The 19,730-nt window shown below is 72.4% G+C and carries 17 protein-coding genes; 12 read left to right on the plus strand and 5 right to left on the minus strand.

Going from position 1 to position 19,730, the window contains the following annotated elements; translation table 11 throughout:
• Positions 1–106: 106 nt before the first annotated feature.
• The 3 genes from KBY47_RS12880 to KBY47_RS12890 are packed head-to-tail and all read left to right on the plus strand — an operon-like array spanning position 107 to position 2,662.
• Positions 107–1,543 carry a S8/S53 family peptidase gene (locus KBY47_RS12880; RefSeq protein ID WP_210921191.1) on the plus strand — a complete coding sequence of 479 codons (1,437 nt, stop codon included), beginning with the start codon at positions 107–109 and terminating at the stop codon, positions 1,541–1,543.
• A gap of 7 nt (positions 1,544–1,550) precedes the next feature.
• Positions 1,551–2,189, plus strand: a complete 639-nt coding sequence (locus KBY47_RS12885) for an RNA polymerase sigma factor (RefSeq protein ID WP_210921192.1) — start codon at positions 1,551–1,553, stop codon at positions 2,187–2,189.
• Positions 2,186–2,662: a hypothetical protein gene (locus KBY47_RS12890; protein ID WP_210921193.1), complete on the plus strand. Its 477-nt coding sequence runs from the start codon at positions 2,186–2,188 to the stop codon at positions 2,660–2,662. The genes KBY47_RS12885 and KBY47_RS12890 overlap by 4 nt, the downstream gene beginning before the upstream one ends.
• Here KBY47_RS12890 and KBY47_RS12895 read toward each other — a convergent pair whose 3' ends face one another.
• Both KBY47_RS12895 and KBY47_RS12900 read right to left on the minus strand, forming a co-directional pair.
• Positions 2,663–3,886, minus strand: a complete 1,224-nt coding sequence (locus KBY47_RS12895; protein ID WP_210921194.1) for a cytochrome P450 — start codon at positions 3,884–3,886, stop codon at positions 2,663–2,665.
• An 80-nt stretch (positions 3,887–3,966) separates the two neighbouring features.
• Complete coding sequence (locus tag KBY47_RS12900) at positions 3,967–4,770, minus strand: N-formylglutamate amidohydrolase (protein WP_210921195.1); 804 nt, start codon at positions 4,768–4,770, stop codon at positions 3,967–3,969.
• 77 nt (positions 4,771–4,847) lie between these two features.
• Between KBY47_RS12900 and KBY47_RS12905 the strand changes: the two genes are divergently transcribed.
• Positions 4,848–5,189, plus strand: coding sequence for a DUF5713 family protein (locus KBY47_RS12905; RefSeq protein ID WP_210921276.1), 342 nt, complete (start codon positions 4,848–4,850; stop codon positions 5,187–5,189).
• Positions 5,190–5,266: 77 nt separating this feature from the next.
• Here KBY47_RS12905 and KBY47_RS12910 read toward each other — a convergent pair whose 3' ends face one another.
• Positions 5,267–7,486: an NADP-dependent isocitrate dehydrogenase gene (locus tag KBY47_RS12910; RefSeq protein ID WP_210921196.1), complete on the minus strand. Its 2,220-nt coding sequence runs from the start codon at positions 7,484–7,486 to the stop codon at positions 5,267–5,269.
• Positions 7,487–7,683: 197 nt separating this feature from the next.
• Positions 7,684–8,796: a mechanosensitive ion channel family protein gene (locus tag KBY47_RS12915; protein ID WP_210921197.1), complete on the minus strand. Its 1,113-nt coding sequence runs from the start codon at positions 8,794–8,796 to the stop codon at positions 7,684–7,686.
• Positions 8,797–9,107: 311 nt separating this feature from the next.
• Between KBY47_RS12915 and KBY47_RS12920 the strand changes: the two genes are divergently transcribed.
• Entirely contained in the window at positions 9,108–9,830 is a 723-nt protein-coding gene (locus tag KBY47_RS12920) for an SDR family oxidoreductase (RefSeq protein WP_210921198.1), read from the plus strand.
• A gap of 25 nt (positions 9,831–9,855) precedes the next feature.
• Here the strand turns inward: KBY47_RS12920 and KBY47_RS12925 are convergent, their stop codons facing one another.
• Entirely contained in the window at positions 9,856–10,860 is a 1,005-nt protein-coding gene (locus tag KBY47_RS12925; protein ID WP_210921199.1) for a lysylphosphatidylglycerol synthase transmembrane domain-containing protein, read from the minus strand.
• A 228-nt stretch (positions 10,861–11,088) separates the two neighbouring features.
• On the opposite strand from KBY47_RS12925, the gene KBY47_RS12930 reads away from it, so the two are divergent.
• The 7 genes from KBY47_RS12930 to KBY47_RS12960 all read left to right on the plus strand — a co-directional run bounded on the left by KBY47_RS12930 (position 11,089) and on the right by KBY47_RS12960 (position 19,656).
• Positions 11,089–11,913: an SAM-dependent methyltransferase gene (locus KBY47_RS12930; RefSeq protein ID WP_308405145.1), complete on the plus strand. Its 825-nt coding sequence runs from the start codon at positions 11,089–11,091 to the stop codon at positions 11,911–11,913.
• A 378-nt stretch (positions 11,914–12,291) separates the two neighbouring features.
• Positions 12,292–13,788, plus strand: coding sequence for a Y4yA family PLP-dependent enzyme (locus tag KBY47_RS12935; protein ID WP_308405138.1), 1,497 nt, complete (start codon positions 12,292–12,294; stop codon positions 13,786–13,788).
• Complete coding sequence (locus tag KBY47_RS12940) at positions 13,785–15,116, plus strand: pyridoxal-phosphate dependent enzyme (protein WP_210921201.1); 1,332 nt, start codon at positions 13,785–13,787, stop codon at positions 15,114–15,116. Before KBY47_RS12935 ends, KBY47_RS12940 begins: the two co-directional genes overlap by 4 nt.
• Positions 15,113–16,339, plus strand: coding sequence for an aminotransferase class V-fold PLP-dependent enzyme (locus tag KBY47_RS12945; RefSeq protein ID WP_210921202.1), 1,227 nt, complete (start codon positions 15,113–15,115; stop codon positions 16,337–16,339). Before KBY47_RS12940 ends, KBY47_RS12945 begins: the two co-directional genes overlap by 4 nt.
• A 98-nt stretch (positions 16,340–16,437) precedes the next feature.
• Positions 16,438–17,238 carry a trans-aconitate 2-methyltransferase gene (locus tag KBY47_RS12950; RefSeq protein ID WP_210921203.1) on the plus strand — a complete coding sequence of 267 codons (801 nt, stop codon included), beginning with the start codon at positions 16,438–16,440 and terminating at the stop codon, positions 17,236–17,238.
• Between the two features lie 207 nt (positions 17,239–17,445).
• A complete protein-coding gene (locus tag KBY47_RS12955) occupies positions 17,446–18,540 on the plus strand; it encodes a glycoside hydrolase family 43 protein (protein WP_210921204.1) in 1,095 nt (364 codons plus the stop codon).
• A gap of 102 nt (positions 18,541–18,642) precedes the next feature.
• A complete protein-coding gene (locus KBY47_RS12960; protein WP_210921205.1) occupies positions 18,643–19,656 on the plus strand; it encodes a LacI family DNA-binding transcriptional regulator in 1,014 nt (337 codons plus the stop codon).
• Positions 19,657–19,730 lie beyond the last annotated feature (74 nt).

Below are 19,730 nucleotides of genomic sequence, written 5' to 3' on the forward strand. Positions count from 1 at the left end.
CCGGATGTTAGTGGCCACGCAACCGAGTCACACAGGTTTGGGTCTGTATCAAGCGGCCCGGACCGGGCTCTTGACTGACGACCGCCGCCTCAGTGGGAGGACACCCATGGCACCACAGCGATTCCGCGAGCAGTTCGACCACATCCAGCGCTCGATGCCGGACGTCCCCCTGGCGATGGGTCCGGACGACTCCGCCGCCTTCCTCTACGAGAAGGGAGTCGTCCTCGTCCGCGACGGCGAGGACGCCCGCCTGGTCGAGGACACCGTCCGGACGTTCTTCACCGAGGCCCCCGATCTCGACCAGGAGCAGGTCCGCCGGGTGAGCCCGCAGACCAACCGCACCGGCGTCACCCGCATCCGGGTCGCCGACCCCGGCCAGGGCGGCGCCCAGGGCGACCCGGCCGTCGGGCACGCGCTGCGGGCCATGCGGGAGCGCGAGGGCCGCGCACGCCGCCCCCTGGTCAGCCGTAACCACGTCATCCACATCGCGCCGGTCAACGCCTGCCCCGGCGACGAGCCCGTGCCCGCCCCGCGCGCCGAGGGCACCAACCCCGCGCCCGCGGCGGCCGTGCACGACCCGCAGAGCGCGGTCAGCGTCCTCGTCATCGACACCGGCCTGATGCACGACTACCGCTCCTGGCCGCAACTGGCCCATGTCGACGGCGACCTGGCGGTCCAGGAGACCGACGCGGGCGGCATGCTCAAGCAGTACGTCGGGCACGGCACGTTCATCGCCGGTGTCGTCAGCTCCGTGGCCCCGAACACCAACGTCACCGTGCTGGGCACCCTCAGCGACGTCGGCGCCATGCTGGAGTCGGAGTTCGGCGCCGCGCTCTTCGACAGCGTCGACCGGTACGGCTGGCCCGACATCATCAGCCTCTCCGCGGGCACCACCACCAGCAGCGGCCTCGACGGACTGCTCGGCATGGACGCCTTCATGGCCGAACTGCGCGAGCAGCGCACCCTGCTGGTCGCCGCAGCGGGCAACAACGGCAGCGCCACCCCCTTCTGGCCCGCCGCCTACGCCAGCCGGCCCGACCACGCCGACAGCGTGCTCTCGGTCGGCGCGCTGCGCAGCGACGGGGAGTTCGGCGCCTGCTTCACCAACCACGGCCCCTGGGTGAAGGTCTACGCCCCCGGCGAGCGCCTCACCAGCGCCCTCACCGGCTTCGACTCCCCGGTCCCGTATGTGTACCAGCACTCCACCTTCGACACCTGCCGCTACGGCTTCGGCTACGCCTGCACCTGCCAGGAGCCCAGCCACAGCGGGGTGCTGAGCGACGAGAGCGTCGCCGCCAAGCCGGACCAGGTGATGTTCGAGGGCCTCGCCCACTGGAGCGGCACCTCCTTCGCGACGCCCGTCGTCGCCGGGATGGTCGCCGACCTGATGGCCGCCGGCGGACAGCGCGACCCGCGTGCCGCCGCCCGGCAACTGCTCGCCGGGATCGCCGAGTTCGCGGAGGTGCGGGGGGCGCACGTGCCGGCGCTCAGGCCGCCGACCTGGAGCGCCGTGCCCGTCGTGGTACCCGCTCCCGCGGTATGAGGCCGAGATGAGTTCAGGAGCATGCCTCGTGACGGCGTACGATGACTTGCCGTACTCGAGGGGTGGGGCCGTGGACCGTGCAGATGTCGGCGCGCTCGTCCAGTCCGCCGTCGACGGTGACGCGGCGGCCTGGAAAGCGCTGGTGGAGGGGCTGAGCCCCCTGGTGTGGTCGGTGGTGCGTGCCCACCGGCTCTCGGACGCCGACGCGCACGAGGTCTACCAGACGGTGTGGTTCCGCTTCGCCCAGCACCTGGGGCGGATACGTGAACCCGACAAGACCGGGTCCTGGCTGGCGAGCACCGCACGGCACGAGAGCCTGAAGGTGATCAGGAGTTCGAGGCGGCTGACGCCGACCGACGATCCGCAGCTGCTGGACCGGGTGAGCGAGGACCGGACACCGGAGCAGTCGGTGCTCGACTCCGAGGAGGCCGCCGCCGAGTCCGAGCGGATCCGGCGGATGTGGCAGGAGTTCGAGGAACTGGGCGAACGCTGCCGTCAGCTGCTGCGCGTGCTGATGTCCTCGCCGCCGCCCAGCTACCAGGAGGTGTCCGCCGCGCTGGGCATCGCCGTCGGCAGCATCGGCCCGCTGCGCCAGCGCTGTCTGCGCCGCCTGCGGGCCCGACTCGACGCACGGGGAGTGCTGTGAACCGCCACGACGACCATCCGTTCGACGAGGAGGAGTTCGGCGCGGGCCTGCTGGAGGAGGAGCTGCGCCAGGCCGCCGCCATCCTCGACCCGGTACCGGCCGAACTGCGGCGGACCGCCGTCGAGGCCTACACCCTGCACGACCTCGACGCCCGCCTCGCCGAGCTGACCTTCGACTCGCTGGTCGACGCCATCCCGGTGCGGGGGGCGACCGATCCGCCGCGGATGCTGACCTTCCGCACCGGTGAGCTGACCGTGGACGTGGAGGTCACCACCGACGGCCTGATGGGCCAGGTGCTGCCCCCGCAGCCCGCCCGCATCGAGGTGCTCGGCGGCGCCCGGGTGGCCACGCCGGACGCCCTCACCGCCGACGACATGGGCCGCTTCACCAGCGACACCCCGCCCGCCGGGCCGTTCGCGCTGCGGCTGCGCACCGGCGGCGAGGTGGTCGTCACGGAGTGGCTGCGGGCCTGATCACCAGGTGCAGGGGAGGGTCAGCGGGCCCCGGATCATCGTCCGGTGCCGCCAGCTGACCTCCGCCGCGGGGACCGCCAGCCGTAGCCCCGGCAGGCGGTCCAGCAGCGTGTCGACGAGCAGTTCGAGCTGCGTCCGGGCCAGTACGGCGCCGGTGCAGTAGTGCGGCCCGTTGCCGAACGCCAGGTGCGGGTTGTGCGCGCGGTCGGGGTCGATGCCGTCGGGGTCCGGGAAGACCTCGGGGTCGCGGTTGGCGGCGAGGTAGGAGACGTACACCGCCTCGCCCGCCCGGATCCGGTGGCCGCGCAGGTCGACGTCCTCCAGGGCGATCCGGGCCAGACCCACCGAGCTGCGGTGCGGGATGTAGCGCAGCAGTTCGTCGAGGACCATGCCGCGGTCCGCCGGGCGCTCCCGCATCCGGGCCATCAGCTCGGGACGGGTGAGCAGCAGGTAGAGCATCTGCCCGCAGTTGTGGGTGACGGCCTCGCCGCCGATCTGGAGCGGCCCGGCCAGCCCGACCGCCTCCTCCTCGCTCATCTCGCCCCGCCCGACCGCGGCGCCGAGCAGCGCGTACACATCGTCGGCGGTGCTGTCGCGGCGGGCCCGGATCGTCTCGGTGATCCAGGCGTACATGCCGTCCTTGGCGCGCCCGGCGGCCTCGGCGCCCCCGGAGGTGGAGATGATCGTCCGCGTCCAGGAGTGCACCTGGTCGCGCTCGCCCTCGGGCACCCCCATCACCTCGCTGACGACGGCGATCGGGAACGGCTCCAGCACCCGTTCGACGAGGTCGGCGGGGGGCCCGTCCCGTACGACGCCGTCCACCAGCTCGTCCAGCATCGCCTGGGCGCGGGGCCGCAGCCGCTTCATCGCCCCGACGGTGAAGGCGGCGGCGACGGGCTTGCGCAGCCGGTTGTGGTCGGGCTGGTCGGCGAAGGCGAGCGAACCCGGGCGGGGCTTGAAGTGCGGCGCCATCCGCGTGACCTGACGCTTCGTCACCTCGGCCCGGCTGAACCGGGGATCGTTGGTGATCAGCTTCACGTCGTCGTGGCGGGTGGCCAGCCACGCCCAGCCCTCCCCGTACGGCAGCCGGATCCGGGTCAGCGGGCCCTCGCGCATCAGCTCGGCGAGGACCGGGTCGAACCGGGTCCCGTCCAGGTCGGGTGTGGGCCAGTCCCGTACCGGGGGCGGGGCCTGGCCGGTCAGCGTGGTGGTCTCCTCGGTCATGCCCCCACCCTCACCGCGGCCCCCGCCCCTGTCGCGCGGGAATGCTCCAGCCGGGCAGCCGGGCAGCCGGGCAGCCGGGCTCAGCCCACGGCGTCCACGAGCCTGGCCAGGGCCGCCGCCAGGCGGGTGAGACCGTCGTGGGCGGGTCCGCCCGGCTCGCTCATGTACACGTCCCGGCGGATCTCCACCATCAGGGCGGACACCCGCGCGTCGGCCTCGTAGAACTCCAGCGGTACGTACGTCCCGGCGAACGGGCTGTCCAGTCCCGTCTCCCCGCACTCCGCGAACGCCTCCCGGGCCGCCGCCAGCAGCTCCGGCGGGGTGTGGAAGGCATCGGTGCCCAGGCAGACCGGCGGGCGCGGGCCCGCGCCGTGCAGTTCGTAGGGGAGCGGGGCGGTGGGGTAGGAGTGCACGTCGATGATCACGGCCCGGCCGGTGGCCGCGAGCCGGTCGGCGACCGCCTCGCTCATGCCCCGCGCGTAGGGACGGAAGTACCGCTCGACGAGGGGTCCGGGATCGAATCCGTCCGGCCGCAGCACGTCCTTGTGCGTGGTCCGTGTGTACACGGCGCCCATGCCGACCGCGAGCATCTCCTCCCGCTCGTCCGGGAACCGCTCGGGGTCGACGACCAGCCGCGACATCCGGTTGACGAACCGCCACGGCGTGACCCGTGCCGCCGCGGCGGCCCCGGCCGCGATCCCGGCGGTGTGCGCGTCGGTGATGTGGTCCAGCTCCCGCGCCAGCTCCGCGTCGCCGAGCACGATGTCCGCCCGTACCTCCGGCGGTATCGCCCGCGCCGAGTGCGGCACGTGCAGGATCAGCGGCGAGGCGGCGGCGCCGGGCAGCAGGTCGAAGGACGGGGTGGACGGGACGGACGGGGGCACGGGGCGGCTCCGGGGGCGTTGTCAGTGGTGTGCGGCAGGATCAAGGTGTCAGAGTGCCGAGCGAACACGGGGGCATCATGCCGATCAGGGACGAACGGGTGGCGGGGCGGGCTTTCCTGAAGCCCCTGTACGACGACGACTACTTCCCCGATCAGGTGCTGGACCGGTGCCGGGCCGTCCTGCTGCGGCTGTGCGAGCGCATCGAGACCGACCGGCCCGCCGACCTCGCCGCGCTGTACGCGCTGACCCACGCGGCCACCCGTGAGTTCAACGACCTGGAGGCCGCGTTCGAGGCGGCGGGCAGCGAGATCGAGACCGTGGCCCGGGAGGAGATAGCCGAGGAGTTCGGGTTCATCGCCGACGCCTACGGATTCACCGACGCGGACGTGGAGGAGCTGATCGCCCCCCGCGAGTGGTGAGGCGTCCGGTGCCCGGCACGACTCCGCCCCGGCCGGAGGGGTACACCGGACGGGGCGGAGGCTGCGGGAGCGGGGCGTCAGCTCAGGGACGCGAGCGCCTCGTTCCAGGTGGCCGACGGACGCATCACCGCGGCGGCCTTGGCCGGGTCGGGCTGGTAGTAGCCACCGATCTCGGCGGGCTTGCCCTGGACGGCGATCAGCTCATCGACGATCTTCTGCTCGTTGGCGGCGAGCGTCTCGGCGAGCGGCGCGAACGCCTTGGCCAGCTCGGCGTCGTCGGTCTGCCGGGCCAGCTCCTGCGCCCAGTACAGGGACAGGTAGAAGTGGCTGCCGCGGTTGTCGATGCCGCCGACGCGACGGGTCGGGGACTTGTCCTCGTTGAGGAAGGTCGCCGTGGCGCGGTCGAGGGCGGCGGCCAGGACCTTGGCGCCGGTCTTGCCGGTGGTCTCGGCGTACTGCTCCAGGGACGGCACCAGGGCGAAGAACTCACCGAGGGAGTCCCAGCGCAGGTAGTTCTCCTTGACGAGCTGCTGGACGTGCTTCGGGGCGGAGCCGCCCGCGCCCGTCTCGAACAGGCCGCCGCCCGCCATCAGCGGGACCACCGACAGCATCTTGGCGCTGGTGCCCAGCTCCAGGATGGGGAAGAGGTCGGTGAGGTAGTCGCGCAGCACGTTGCCGGTGACGGAGATCGTGTTCTCGCCGCGGCGGATGCGCTCCACCGACAGCTTGGTGGCCTCCACCGGGTTGAGGATCCGGATGTCCAGGCCCTCGGTGTCGTGCTCCGGCAGGTACCGCTCGACCTTGGCGATCAGGTTGGCGTCGTGGGCGCGGGTGGCGTCCAGCCAGAACACCGCCGGGTCGCCGGTGGCGCGGGCGCGGGTGACGGCCAGCTTCACCCAGTCCCTGATCGGGGCGTCCTTGGTCTGGCAGGCGCGGAAGATGTCACCGGCCTCGACGGGCTGCTCGATCAGCACCTCGCCGGAGGCGTCGACCAGGCGGACCGTGCCCGCGGCCGGGATCTCGAAGGTCTTGTCGTGGGAGCCGTACTCCTCGGCCTTCTGCGCCATCAGGCCGACGTTCGGGACCGAGCCCATCGTCGACGGGTCGAAGGCGCCGTGGGCGCGGCAGTCCTCGATGACGGCCTGGTAGACACCGGCGTAGCTGGAGTCCGGGATGACGGCGAGGGTGTCGTGCTCCTCGCCGTCCGGGCCCCACATGTGGCCGGAGGTGCGGATCATCGCGGGCATCGAGGCGTCCACGATGACGTCCGAGGGGACGTGCAGGTTGGTGATGCCCTTGTCGGAGTCGACCATCGCCAGCGCCGGGCCCTCGGCCAGCTCCGCGTCGAAGGACGCCTTGATCTCGGCGCCCTCCGGCAGCGCGTCCAGGCCCTTGAGGATGCCGCCCAGACCGTCGTTCGGGCTCAGACCGGCGGCGGCGAGGGCGGCGCCGTAGCGCTCGAAGGTCTTCGGGAAGAAGGCGCGGACCACATGGCCGAAGATGATCGGGTCGGAGACCTTCATCATCGTGGCCTTCAGGTGCACGGAGAACAGGATGTCCTCGGCCTTGGCCTGCGCGACCTGCGTGGTGAGGAACTCGCGCAGCTTCGCGACCCGCATCACGGAGGCGTCGACGACCTCACCGGCGAGGACGGGGACGGACTCGCGCAGGACGGTGGTGTTGCCGTCCGCGCCGACCAGCTCGATACGGAGGGTGCCGTCCGCGTCGATGATCACGGACTTCTCGGTGGAGCGGAAGTCGTTCTCACCCATGGTCACCACGTTGGTCTTGGACTCGGGGGTCCAGGCGCCCATGCGGTGCGGGTGGGTCTTGGCGTAGTTCTTCACCGAGGCGGGGGCGCGGCGGTCGGAGTTGCCCTCGCGCAGCACCGGGTTGACCGCGGAGCCCTTGACCTTGTCGTAGCGGGCGCGGATCTCGCGCTCCTCGTCGGTCTGCGGCTCGTCCGGGTAGTCCGGCAGCGCGTAGCCCTGCGCCTGAAGCTCGGCCACGGCGGCCTTGAGCTGCGGGATGGACGCCGAGATGTTCGGCAGCTTGATGATGTTGGCGGCGGGCGTCTTGGCCAGCTCGCCCAGCTCGGTGAGGGCGTCCGGGATGCGCTGGTCCTCGGTGAGGTACTCCGGGAACACCGCGATGATGCGGCCGGCCAGCGAGATGTCCCGCGTCGTCACGGCGACACCCGCCTGCGAGGCGTACGCCTGGACCACCGGCAGGAAGGAATACGTCGCCAGGGCCGGGGCCTCGTCAGTGTGCGTATAGATGATGGTCGAGTCAGTCACCGGGTGCTCCGCTCCACGTCTGCAACATTGCTCGACATCAAGATATCTCGTGCCCGGCGATACCGGGGCACGGGGCTGGCACGGGGTGCCGTGATCTTGCCGCCGGTGGCCGGTGGCCGGTGGCCGGTGGCCGGTGGCCGGTGGCCGGTGCCGGACCGCCGGGCCCTGGGCCGGCCCGGCGGCGCACCGGCGCGCCGCTACTGCGGTGCCGGTTCCTCCCGCTGGTGCGGTATGCGCGTGTCCTGGGGCAGGGGCTGGTCCACTGCGGTGGGCGGGAGCGTACCGTCCTGGTGCAGGGCGACCGTGCGGGTCGGGGCCGGGATGCGGATGCCCTCCTCGCGGTAGCGCCGGTGCAGGCGCTTGATGAACTCGTGCTTGATCCGGTACTGGTCGCTGAACTCCCCGACGCCGAGGATCACCGTGAAGCCGATCCGGGAGTCGCCGAAGGTGTGGAAGCGGATCGCGGGCTCGTGGTCCGGGACCGCGCCGGTGATCTCGGTCATCACCTCCGTGACGACCTCGGTGGTCACCCGCTCGACGTGCTCCAGGTCGCTGTCGTAGCCGACCCCGGCCTGCACCAGGATGGTCAGCTGGTGCTCGGGGCGCATGTAGTTGGTCATGTTCGCCTTCGCGAGCTGACCGTTGGGGATCACGACCAGGTTGTTGGAGAGATTACGGACGGTGGTCTGCCGCCAGTTGATGTCCTCGACGTAGCCCTCCTCACCACTGCTCAGCCGGATGTAGTCGCCGGGCTGGACGGTCTTGGAGGCGAGGATGTGGATGCCCGCGAAAAGGTTGGCGAGCGTGTCCTGGAGGGCCAGCGCGACCGCCAGACCGCCGACGCCGAGGGCGGTCAGCAGCGGCGCTATGGAGATGCCCAGGGTCTGGAGCACCACGAGGAAGCCGATGGCCAGGACCAGGATGCGGGTGATGTTGACGAAGATCGTCGCGGAACCGGCGACGCCGGACCGGGACTGGGTCACCGTCTGCACCAGCCCGGCGACGACCCGGGCCGCCGTCACCGTGGCGACGAAGATCAGCAGGACGGTCAGCACCTGGTTGGTGTGGCGCTGGACCGTACTGGTCAGCGGCAGCACCGCCGCCGCGGACGCCGCGCCGCCCGCGATCGCCGCCCAGGGCAGCAGGGTGCGCAGCGCGCCCACGAGGACGTCGTCGCCCTCCCAGCGGGTGCGCTTGGCGTGCCGGGCCAGCCAGCGCGTCAGCATCCGCAGCAGGAACGCCGCCAGCATGCCCGCCACCAGGGCGATCCCGGCGACGACCAGGTCATGCATGGTGACCGCTCGGTTCACCGGTCACCTCCGGGCACGGGGCGCATGGCGAAGTGGTTCGCCGGTGGCCGGATGTGAAGTCTCGTCACGTCGTCACCTGCTCGATCACAGCTGAAATTCGGGGGTGTGCGCCGTACGGAGAGCCGTTGGGAGAACCGTAGGGGGAACCGTGGAGGAGTTCGACCGGCGCGAGGGCTCATCCTGCCGTATCCGGCAGGCGTGTTCGTACCGGGACCGCGCTGACGTCGCACGACGCGTCAACGGCGGGCGGCGGCGGTCCGTGCGACCCTGGCCGTACGACGATCATGTTCCGGACCCGGTGAGGAGCCCTCATGGCAGAGCGATCCGGCGGCGACGTCCGGGAACTGCCCGTCGCGGTGGTGACCGGCGCCAACCGCGGCATCGGTCACGAGGTCGCCCGGCAGCTCGCACGGCGCGGCCACCGCGTCGTCCTCGGCTCCCGTGACCTCGCCAAGGGGCAGGCCGCCGCCGCCCGCATCGACCCGGACGGCACCCAGGTCGTCGCCGTCCGGCTCGACGTCGCCGACGACGTGAGTGTGGCCGCGATGGCCGACCGGGTGACCCGCGAGCTGGGCCGCGCCGACGTGCTGGTGAACAACGCCGCGATCCTGTACGACACCTGGGCGCGGGCCGAATCCGCCGACCTGGACGAGGTGCGGCAGGCGCTGGACACCAACCTGTTCGGCGCCTGGCGGGTGACCCGGGCGCTGCTGCCCCTGCTGCGCCGCAGTCCGCACCCCCGGGTGGTCAACGTCAGCAGCGAGAGCAGCTCCCTCGCCCGGATGACCGGCGGCACGCCCGCGTACAGCGTCTCCAAGGCCGCCCTGAACGCGCTCACCCGACTCCTCGCCGGTGAACTCCACCATGATCGAATTCTGGTCAACTCGGTCTGCCCGGGCTGGACGGCCACGGACATGGGCGGCGGCGGCCGTCCCGTGCCGGAGGGCGCCGCGGGGGTGGTCTGGGCGGCCACGCTGCCCGACGACGGGCCGACGGGAGGCTTCTTCCGGGACGGGGAGACGGTGGCCTGGTGACGCCGCCGGACCGGGCCCGCGCGCCTCAGATCACCTTCAGCCGCACCAGCGCCCCCAACGTCAGCGCCCCCGGCAGCAACGGCAGCCAGACGGTGATGATGCGGTAGGCCAGGACCACGGCCGTGGCCACCGTCACCGGCGCGCCCGCCGCCACGAGGGCCACGATCAGCGCCGCCTCGACCGAGCCCAGGCCGCCCGGTGTGGGCACCAGCGCGACGGCCACGGTGGCGGCGAGGTACGCCACGACCATGTGGGTGACGGGCAGGTCCAGGCCGAGCGAGAGCCCCACTGCGACCAGCCCGGCCGCCTGGAGCGCGGGGAAGGCCAGTGAGCCGCCCCACAGCAGCAGCGCCCGGGAGGGCAGGGTGTGCACCGAGCGGGCCTCGCTCGCCGCGGTGCGCAGGAACGACGTCACGGCGGCACGCACCCGTCGTACCAGCAGCAGCGCCCCGGCCGTGGCGGCGAGCGCGGCGGCCACGGCGGCGAACAGCGGCCCGAGCGCCCCCGCGGGCAGCAGCGCGCCGACGCTCAGCGCGCCCGGGAAGGCGAGCAGCAGGGCCAGCAGCAGGCCGACCCGGGCGACCGACTCGGCGAGCAGATACAGCGCGAGCGCCGCCGAGGAGCGGGCCAGCGGTATCCCGCACACCGTCATGAACCGCAGATTCACCGCCCCGGCGCCCAGCCCGGTGGGCAGCAGGTGGTTGGCCGCGCCCGCCGCGAACTGGGTGGCCAGCAACCGCAGCGCCGGCAGCCGCTCCACGAGCGCGCCCTGCCGGGTGACGGCGGCGGCGACCCAGGTCAGACAGGTCGCGCAGGCCGCCGCAAGCAGCCACGGCCAGCGTGCCGTCGTCAGCTGGGCGCAGCCCTCCACGAGCACGTCACGGTGGCGTACGGCGACCACCGCGACCAGGGCGAGCGGCAGCAGGCCGAGGACGCGGCGCAGCGGAAGCCGCCCGAGCACCTCGCGTACGGGCCGGGGCGGGCGCTCGCGTGCGGGCCGGGGCGGCCGGGGGAGTCGTGGCGCTGTCACATCCGAAGAGGTTCTCCGTGCCGCCCCAACTGCGGGTTGCGCGGGCGGGGCCGGGGGCTTACGCGTCGCCGTCGACGCGATCGCGCCGTACAACGGCGGAACAATAACCATGGTTGGCCGAAAATGATCGGTGGAGGTGCACCTTCCCCCACAACCCGGCTATGCCCCCGGCAACTTGGCCTAGGTTTGGCTGTGATCACACACGTCGAGCCGTGGGAGGGCGCTGCCGTGCCGGACTCCAACCCCCAGGTCGCCGATGCCGCGGACATTCGCGCCCGCATCGACACCACCAAGCCGCACTCGGCCCGCTTCTGGAACTACTTCGTGGGCGGCAAGGACAACTACGAGGTCGACCGGGAGATCGGCGACCAGATCAAGGAGATCTTCCCTGGTCTGGTCGACGTCGCGGTCACCAGCCGGGCCTTCCTGGGGCGTGCCGTCACCCACCTCGCGGGCGAGGTCGGCATCCGCCAGTTCCTGGACATCGGCACCGGCCTCCCGACGGCCGACAACACCCACCAGGTCGCCCAGCGCGTGGCCCCGGACGCCCGGATCGTCTACGTCGACAACGACCCCATCGTGCTGGCCCACGCCAACGCCCTGCTCACCAGCACGCCGGAAGGCAAGACCGCCTATCTGGACGCCGACCTGTACGACCCGGACTCCGTCCTGGAGGCCGCCAAGGGCACGCTGGACTTCTCCCAGCCCATCGCCCTGATCATCCTCAACACGCTGGGCCATGTCGCCGACTACGAGCGGGCCCGCGCTCTCGTGACCCGGCTGATGGCGGGCCTGCCGTCCGGCAGCCACCTGGTGATCAGCGACAGCACCGCCACCAGCGAGGGCATGATCGCCGCGTCCGAGGCGTACAACTCCAGCGGCGCCGTCCCGTACTACGTCCGCAGCGTCGACGAGATCGCCGGGTTCTTCGACGGCCTCGAACTCGTCGAGCCCGGCGTCGTCCAGGTCACCGCCTGGCGCCCCGAAGAGGGCGATTCGGCCAACTCGAAGGTCGCGGTGGACGCCTACGGCGCGGTGGGCCGCAAGGCCTGACGCCGCCGCGCGGGCACGTCACCGTGGACGCCGGTCCACGGTGACACCGACTCGCGCCGCACGACTTCCGGTGCCGCACGATTTCCGGCGCCGGACCGCATCCCGGCGCCGGACCGGACCCCTGCGCCCCGTGTCCCGGGGCACGGGACCACACCCCGCGCCTCGCCGCCGGACCACACCTCGCGCCCGGGCGCCGGACCGCGCCCCGCCCCGCCGCCGGACCGCACCACCCTGCCCCGCCGCCGCATCCTTCTCGCCGGCCCCGGCCGCTCCGCGTCACCCGCGGTGCCGTGAGGCTTAGCGGCGCGTGTACCGGGAAACGACTACCTTCGAACGGTTGTCGTGCGACGGTCGGCCGACGCGGGGAGGGGTTCCTCGGTGGACACGCCCTTGTACCTGAGGCCGCGAGTGGATCCGCCGCTCGCCGGACTGCTGAGGGACCCACCGTTTCTGCACTCCCTCGTCGACGCGCTCGGCTCCCCGCTGAACGTGCTGCTCCCCGAGACCGCCGCGGAGAACGCCGCACGCTTCCGGGCCGTCTACCGCCGCCACCATCTCGCCGGGCGGGTGTACTTCGCGCACAAGGCGAACCGCTCCGGCGCCCTGCTGAGGCGCCTCGCCGTCGAGGACCCGGCCGCCGTCGGTGTCGACGTCGCCTCCCTGGAGGAGCTGCGGCACGCGCTGGGCTGCGGCTTCACCGGCGACCGCGTCATGTGCACCGGCCCCAAGGACCCAGAGTTCCTGTGGCTGGCCGCCCGGGTGGGCGCCACGGTGAACCTCGACTCGCCCGGCGAACTGGAGCAACTGGCCGCCCTCGTCCGCAAGTACGGGCTCGGCCGCGTCCAGGTGCTGGCCCGCCTGTCCGGATTCGAGTCCGCCGCCGCGCAGGAGGGCGCGGGCACCCGGATGCTGTCGCGCCGCAGCCGCTTCGGCACCCCGCCGCGGGACACGGCGGCGCTGCTCTCCGCCGTGGAACGGCACTCGGACGCCGTGGAACTGACCGGCGTCGCCTACCACCTGGACACCACCGGACTGGACGAGAAGGTCCGTGCGCTGGAGCAGTGCGTCCTGCTCCTGGACGAGTGCCGGGCCCGGGGCCTCACTCCGCGCGCCGTCGACATCGGCGGCGGGTTCGGGGTGGGGTACGTCGCCGACGCCGGGGAGTGGGAGCGCTGGACCACGGCGCTCAGTGCGGCCGTGCTCGGCTCCCGCCCGCCCCTGACCTGGCGCGGCCACACCTACGGGCTGCGCAACGAGGGCGGCACGGTACGCGGCAGCGCCGCCCTCTACCCCGGCCACCGCCCCACCGCGGGCCCCGGCTACCTCGACGAACTGCTCTCGCTGCCCGCGCCCGTGCTGGGCCGCCCGAGCGCCACCCTCCTCCTGGAGCACCTGCACGACCTGCACATCGAACCCGGCCGCTCCCTGCTCGACCAGTGCGGCCTGACCCTCGCCCGGGTCCTGGAGGTACGGCGCACCGGCGAGGACGGCGGCGAACACCTCGTACGCCTCGGCATGAACGCCGGGGACATGACCCTGGAGGAGCACGGCGTCCTGGTGGACCCCGTGCTGCTGCCGCGCGGCGGGCCGCAGGAGGACGAGGCGGAAGCGGTGGGCGTGTTCCTCGTCGGCAACCTCTGTCTGGAGGCCGATCTGATCACCCGCCGCAGGGTCCACCTGCCCCGGCTGCCGCGCGTGGGTGACCTGCTGGCCTTCGTCAACACCGCGGGATACGCGATGGACTTCCACGCCCACCACGCGCAGCGGCAGCCGGTCGCGCGGACGGTGGCGGTGGAACGGGAGGGCGGAGCCTGGCGCTGGTGCCTGGACGAGCAGTACTGGCCGATCACTCACCCGGGGGGAATGCCCGCATGAGGTACGACAGCATCACGGAGGCCATCGGCAACACACCGCTGGTGCGGATCGACCCCGCCGTGCACGGGCTGCGCCACATCGACCTGTACGCGAAGCTGGAGATGCTCAACCCGTTCGGGTCCGTCAAGGACCGCCCCGCCTGGCACATGGCCCGCCCCGAACTGGAGGCGGGGGGCGACGGCACCGTCGTGGAACTGTCCAGCGGCAACACCGCCAAGGCCCTCGCCCTGCTGGCCGGAATGCACGGGCGGACGTTCAAAAGCGTCACCAACCGGATGCGGGTGCCCGAGATCAAGGAACTGCTCCTCCTCCTCGGCGCCGAGATCGAGGAACTGCCGGGCCGCAGCGAGTGCCTCGACCCCACCGACACCGACGATCCGCTCACCCACTTCCACCAGGCGCTGACCCGGCCCGGCAGCACCCACCTCCACACCGACCAGTACTTCAACCCGCGCAACGTCGAGGCGCACGCTGAGGGCACCGGACCGGAGATCGTCAAGGACCTCGACGGACGGCCGCCGGACTGGTTCGTCGCCTGCGTCGGCACGGCCGGTTCCTCGACCGGGGTCGCCCGGGTGCTGCGCGAACACGCCCCGGACGTACGGGTCCTGGGCCTGGTCGCCGACAAGTCCGACTTCATCCCGGGCATCCGCACCATCGACGAGGTCCACCAGGTCGGCCTCTTCGACCCGGCGACGTACGACACCATCGCCCCGGTGACCTCCGGCGACGCCATCGACGGCATGGTCACCCTCATCCGCCGCTGCGGACTGCTCTCCGGACCCACCGGAGGCGCCGCCTACCACGGCGCGGTGCGCCACCTGCGCGACGTGGACGCGGAGCTGGCGGGCTCCGGGCACCGTCGGACCGCCGTGTTCATCGTCTGCGACCGCGCCGAGAGCTACCTCAGCTATGTGCGCGCCCGCCGCCCCGAACTGCTGGGCCGGACCAGCCGGGGACCCGCCCTCTCCGCCGTCACCGACGCCGAGGCCCGCGCCGAGGCACGCGTCATCGGCGCCGACGACGCCCGGAGCTGGCTCACCACGGGCGACCCCCGCCCCCTCGTCGTCGACCTGCGCGGCTCGCACGCCTACGCCGCCCTGCACATCGAGGGCTCGGTCAACATCGCCGACGAACTCTTCGAGGAACTGGTCCGCGGCGGACTCCCGTTCAGCAAGAGCACCCCGGTCCTGCTCGCCTGCCCCGTCGGCGAGAAGTCGCTGCGCTACGCCGCCCTGCTGACCCGGATGGGACACCCCGACGTCCGCAGCCTGGCGGGCGGCATCGTCGGCTGGCGGGACGCGGGCGCCCCGCTGGTGCGCGAATGAGCGCCCCGCACACGCACCCCGGGACCGGTCAGGACGAGGAGACCCGCTGGCAGGCGGAGCTGCGCGAGCAGTTCCCCATCCTCACGGCCCACCCGGACCTCGCCTACCTCGACAGCGCCGCCACCTCCCAGAAACCGCGCGCCGTCCTGGACGCCGTACAGACCTACCTCACCACGTCCAACGCCAACGCGGGCCGTGGCACCTACCCCTGGGCCAACCGCACCACGGAACTCATGGAGGCCACCCGGCAGCGGGTCAAGGAGTTCCTGCACGACCCCGGACCCGACCGCTCCGCCGTCCACTTCACCGGCGGCACCACCGAGGGCCTGCGCACGGTCGCCCGGGACTGGCTCACCGCGTACCTGCGCGACGGCGACGAGATCCTCGTACCGTTCACCGACCACCGGGCCAACCTCGACCCCTGGCTGGAGGCACGGCAACTGCTCGCCGAACGCGGCGTCGACGTCCGTGTCCGCGCCCTGCCGACGCAGGCGGCCTCGGGCGACTACGACCACCGCGCCCTCGCGTGGGCCGTCGGCCCCCGGACCCGGTTCGTCGCCGCCACCCATGTCCACCACGTCTACGGCGGCGACATGAACGTGCACCGCCTGCGCGCCGCGGTCGGCCCGGACGTACCGATCTGCCTGGACGCCGCGCAGAGCGTCGGTCATCTGCCGGTCCGCGTGGACGACCCGGCGCTGGACGTCGACTTCGTGGTCTTCTCGGGGCACAAGGCGATGGCCCTGCCCGGCTCGGGAGCGGTCTGGGCGCGCAACGCCCGTGGCCCCGTGCTGCGGCCGGGCGGCTGGCAGGGCACCCCCAACACGGTGGGCATCGTGTCCCTGCGGGCCGCGCTGGACTGGCTGGACACGGTCGGCCCGGACCGGATCGCGCGCTGGACCGCCGCCCTGACCACCCGGCTCACCGACCGGCTCCGGCATCTGGCGCCCTACGAGGTCCTCGGCTGCCGGGACAGTCTGGCCGCCGACTCGGCGTTGCCCGCCGCCCAGCGCCGCCACGGCATCGTCACCTTCCGGCACCGCGACATCCCCTCCGACGACCTGGGGTTCATCCTCTACAGCCACGGCTTCATGGTGCGGGCGGACAGCCTCTGCCAGGCGGGCGCCGCCGAGAAGGACGGCTCCGTCCGGGTGAGTCTGCACGTGTACAACACGGTGTCGGAGATCGATCGGCTGTCGACCGTTCTGGCATCACTTGTGTGAAGCGCCGCCGCCGCTGGGCAAGTGATAACCGTTTCCACCTGTAGATTCGGCCCTGTCGACGGACGACACAGCCGAGACGGAAGAGGTGGCGCGACCAGATGGGCCTGAGCATGGCGGCGGCCAAGGAGTGGGTGGACCGCTGGGAGAGGCAGCAGCGGCGGTACGCGGTCGACCGCGAGGAACGCTTCACCGTGATCGCCGACGTCGTGGAGTGCGGCACGGCCGGCCGTGCCCGGCCCCTCCTCCTCGACCTCGGCTGCGGCCCCGGCTCCCTGGCCGCCCGGCTCGCCACCCGCCTGCCGGACGCGGAGATCGTCGCCGTCGACATGGACCCCCTGCTGCTGGAACTGGGGCGCACCCACCACGCCGACGCCGCCCGCTACGTCGACGCCGTGATCGGCGCCGAGGGCTGGACCGACGCCCTCGGCCTGCGACGCCCCGTGGACGCGGCCGTGTCGACGACCGCCCTGCACTACCTCCCCGAACCGGCGCTGGAGCACACCTACCGGGGGCTCGCGGCCCTGCTGCGCCCCGGCGGCGTGCTCGTCAACGGCGACCACTTCCCGCCGGACGCGGGACCGTGCGCGAAGCTCACCGCCCACGTCGGCCGCCGCCGCGCCGAGCGGACCGGCGGCCACGCCCACGAGGACTGGGGCGCCTGGTGGACCGCCGCCGCCCGGGACCCCGAACTGGCCGACCTGGTCGACGAACGCGAGCGCCGACTGGCGGCCTTCGAGAACGGTGGGAGCGGTGGGAGCGGCGGGGGAGGCGGGGGGCTGACGGTGCGCCACCATGCGCGGCTGCTGCGCCGGGCGGGTTTCGGCCACGTCGCGCCGGTCTGGCAGTTCGGGGACAGTGTGGTCCTGGTGGCGGTGAAGGGTGACGCCGGGCGACCGTGAGCGCATCGCGGACGGTCGACGTCGTTGACATGTGCATAACCGGTCAGGATGCTGAGGAGGAACCCCCTCCATCGATGTAAAACCCGTCCGTGTGACGCGCGCGGCACTCCACGGCCAAGCCGCCCCCGCGCTGCCACCCTGACGGCATGCCGGCTCCTCACCCGCGCCCCTCCGCCACCGGCGGAGACCGACCATGGAACGAGGACCATGAAGCCCTCCCGCCCGCTGCCCCGCGCCCTCGCCACCAGGCTCTCCGGCGCCCTCGCCGTCGTGCTCTCCGGCATTCTCGCCGCCGTCCTCTCCCTGACGTCCGCCGAGCCCGCCCGGGCGGAGCAGACGAGTCTCCGCGCGGCCGACCCGAGCGTCATCCGGGTCGGCGGCACCTACGTGGCGGTGCAGTCGACCGGCGGCGGCATCGCCGTACGCCAGGCCTCCTCCACGGCCGGGCTGGCCGCGGCGCCCGCCCGGCAGGTCTGGTCCGACACCGCGGGCCGCGGCGAGGTCTGGGCCCCGGAGATCGTGATGGACGGCGGCCGTTACTACATCTACTTCACGGCCGGAACCGGACCGGCCCACCGGATGTACGTGATCAGCTCGGCGAGCCCGGACAGCGGCTACACCGCCGAGACGAAACTCGCCCTGCCCGACGACAAGTGGGCCATCGACGGCACCCTGTTCACCTTCAACGGGCAGCGCTGGTTCGTCTGGTCCGGCTGGGCCGGGGACACCAACGTCGAGCAGAACCTGTACATCGCCCGGATGAGCAGCCCCACCACGCCGACCGGCGCGCGGTACGTCATCTCGCAGCCCCGGGAGAGCTGGGAGCGGGTGGTGGGCAACCCGTTCATCAACGAGTCCCCGGAGGCCGTCAAGGACCCCAACGGGCAACTGCACATCGTGTACTCCGCCAACGGCAGCTGGAGCGACCAGTACTGTCTGGCAGACCTGCGGCTGCGGGCCGGGGGCGACCCGACGTACGTGTGGGACTGGTACAAGTCCAACGGCTGTCTGTTCGGCTCGAACCGGGCCACGATGATGCCCGGCTGGGACCCCACCCTGTACGTCGACGGCCCCGGTCACCACAGCTTCGTCCTGCTGCGCGGCGACATCGGCACCAGCCCGCCCGCCGGGCCGCGGTTCCCGCTGATGTTCCACGCGGTGCCGAAGGGGACGCCGTACTCCTGGGCGAACCGGTACTGGTACACCGGTACGTTCTGCTGGTGGGGGAACACCACCTACGGCCGCGCCAACGTTCCCGGGCCGAACACGGACACCGGGTGGGGGCTGAAGTTCTTCGAGTGACGCCGGGTGACGCCGCGTGGCAGCGGTGACTTGTCAGTGCGGCGCAACGAATGTATAACGTTGTAAAAAATGGCGCGTGCCAGAGGTCAGAAAGGGATTGACGTGCGAGTCAGCCTCAAGGACGTCGCCGCCCATGCGGGGGTCTCCATCAAGACCGTCTCCAACGTGGTGAACAACTACCAGCACGTCACCCCCGCGATGCGCGAACGCGTCCAGCGCTCCATCGACGCGCTCGGCTACCGGCCCAACCTGGCCGCGCGGCACCTGCGCAAGGGGCGCACGGGCATCATCGCGCTCGCCCTGCCCGAGCTGGGCAACCCCTACTTCGCCGAACTCGCCGCCGCCGTCATCGACGCCGCCGCCGAGCACGACTACATCGTGCTGCTCGACCACACCGGTGGCCGCCGCGAACAGGAGATCCTGGTCAGCCAGGGCTTCAGGGCGCGGGTCATCGACGGGCTGATCCTCAGCCCCATCGAGCTGGAGACCGAGGACCTGCGCGACCGCGCCGACGTGCCGCTGGTGCTGATCGGCGAGCGGGACTACGACCTGCCCTACGACCACATCGCCATCGACAACGTCGCCGCGGCCCGGGACGCCGTACGGCATCTGATCGACCTGGGGCGCCGGGAGGTGGCGTTCATCGGCGCCCGGCGCGGGCGCAGCGAACCCGCGCAGCTGCGGGTGCGCGGCTGGCGCGAGGAGCTGACCGCCGCCGGACTGCCCGCCGACGAGGGGCTGGTGGCCGCCACCGACGGCTGGGGGCACGCCGACGGCGCGGCGGCCATGTCCCGCCTCCTGGACGCGGGGCGCCGCCCCGACGCCGTGTTCGCCTACAACGACCCCATGGCCATCGGCGCGATGCGCGTCCTGCACGAACGCGGGCTCAGGGTGCCCGAGGACATCGCGGTGGTCGGTTTCGACGACGTCATCGAGGGCCGTTTCGGCGCGGTGACGCTGACCTCCGTGTCCCCGGACAAGGAGGCCATCGGCCGTCTCGCGGTGGCGTCCGTGCTGGCCAGACTGGGTGGCACGGCCCCCGAGCCGCGCCGTGTCCGGGCCGACTACCGGCTGGTAGAACGCGAGAGCACACTGGGCCGCCGCCCGGCCCGCTGACCCCCGCGGCTTTCGGCATCCCGAACAGACCTCGTGCAGAAGGGGTTTACAGCATCCTTCCAACGATGTAAAAA

This window comes from Streptomyces sp. B93 (assembly GCF_018070565.1).
Taxonomy (GTDB): domain Bacteria; phylum Actinomycetota; class Actinomycetes; order Streptomycetales; family Streptomycetaceae; genus Streptomyces.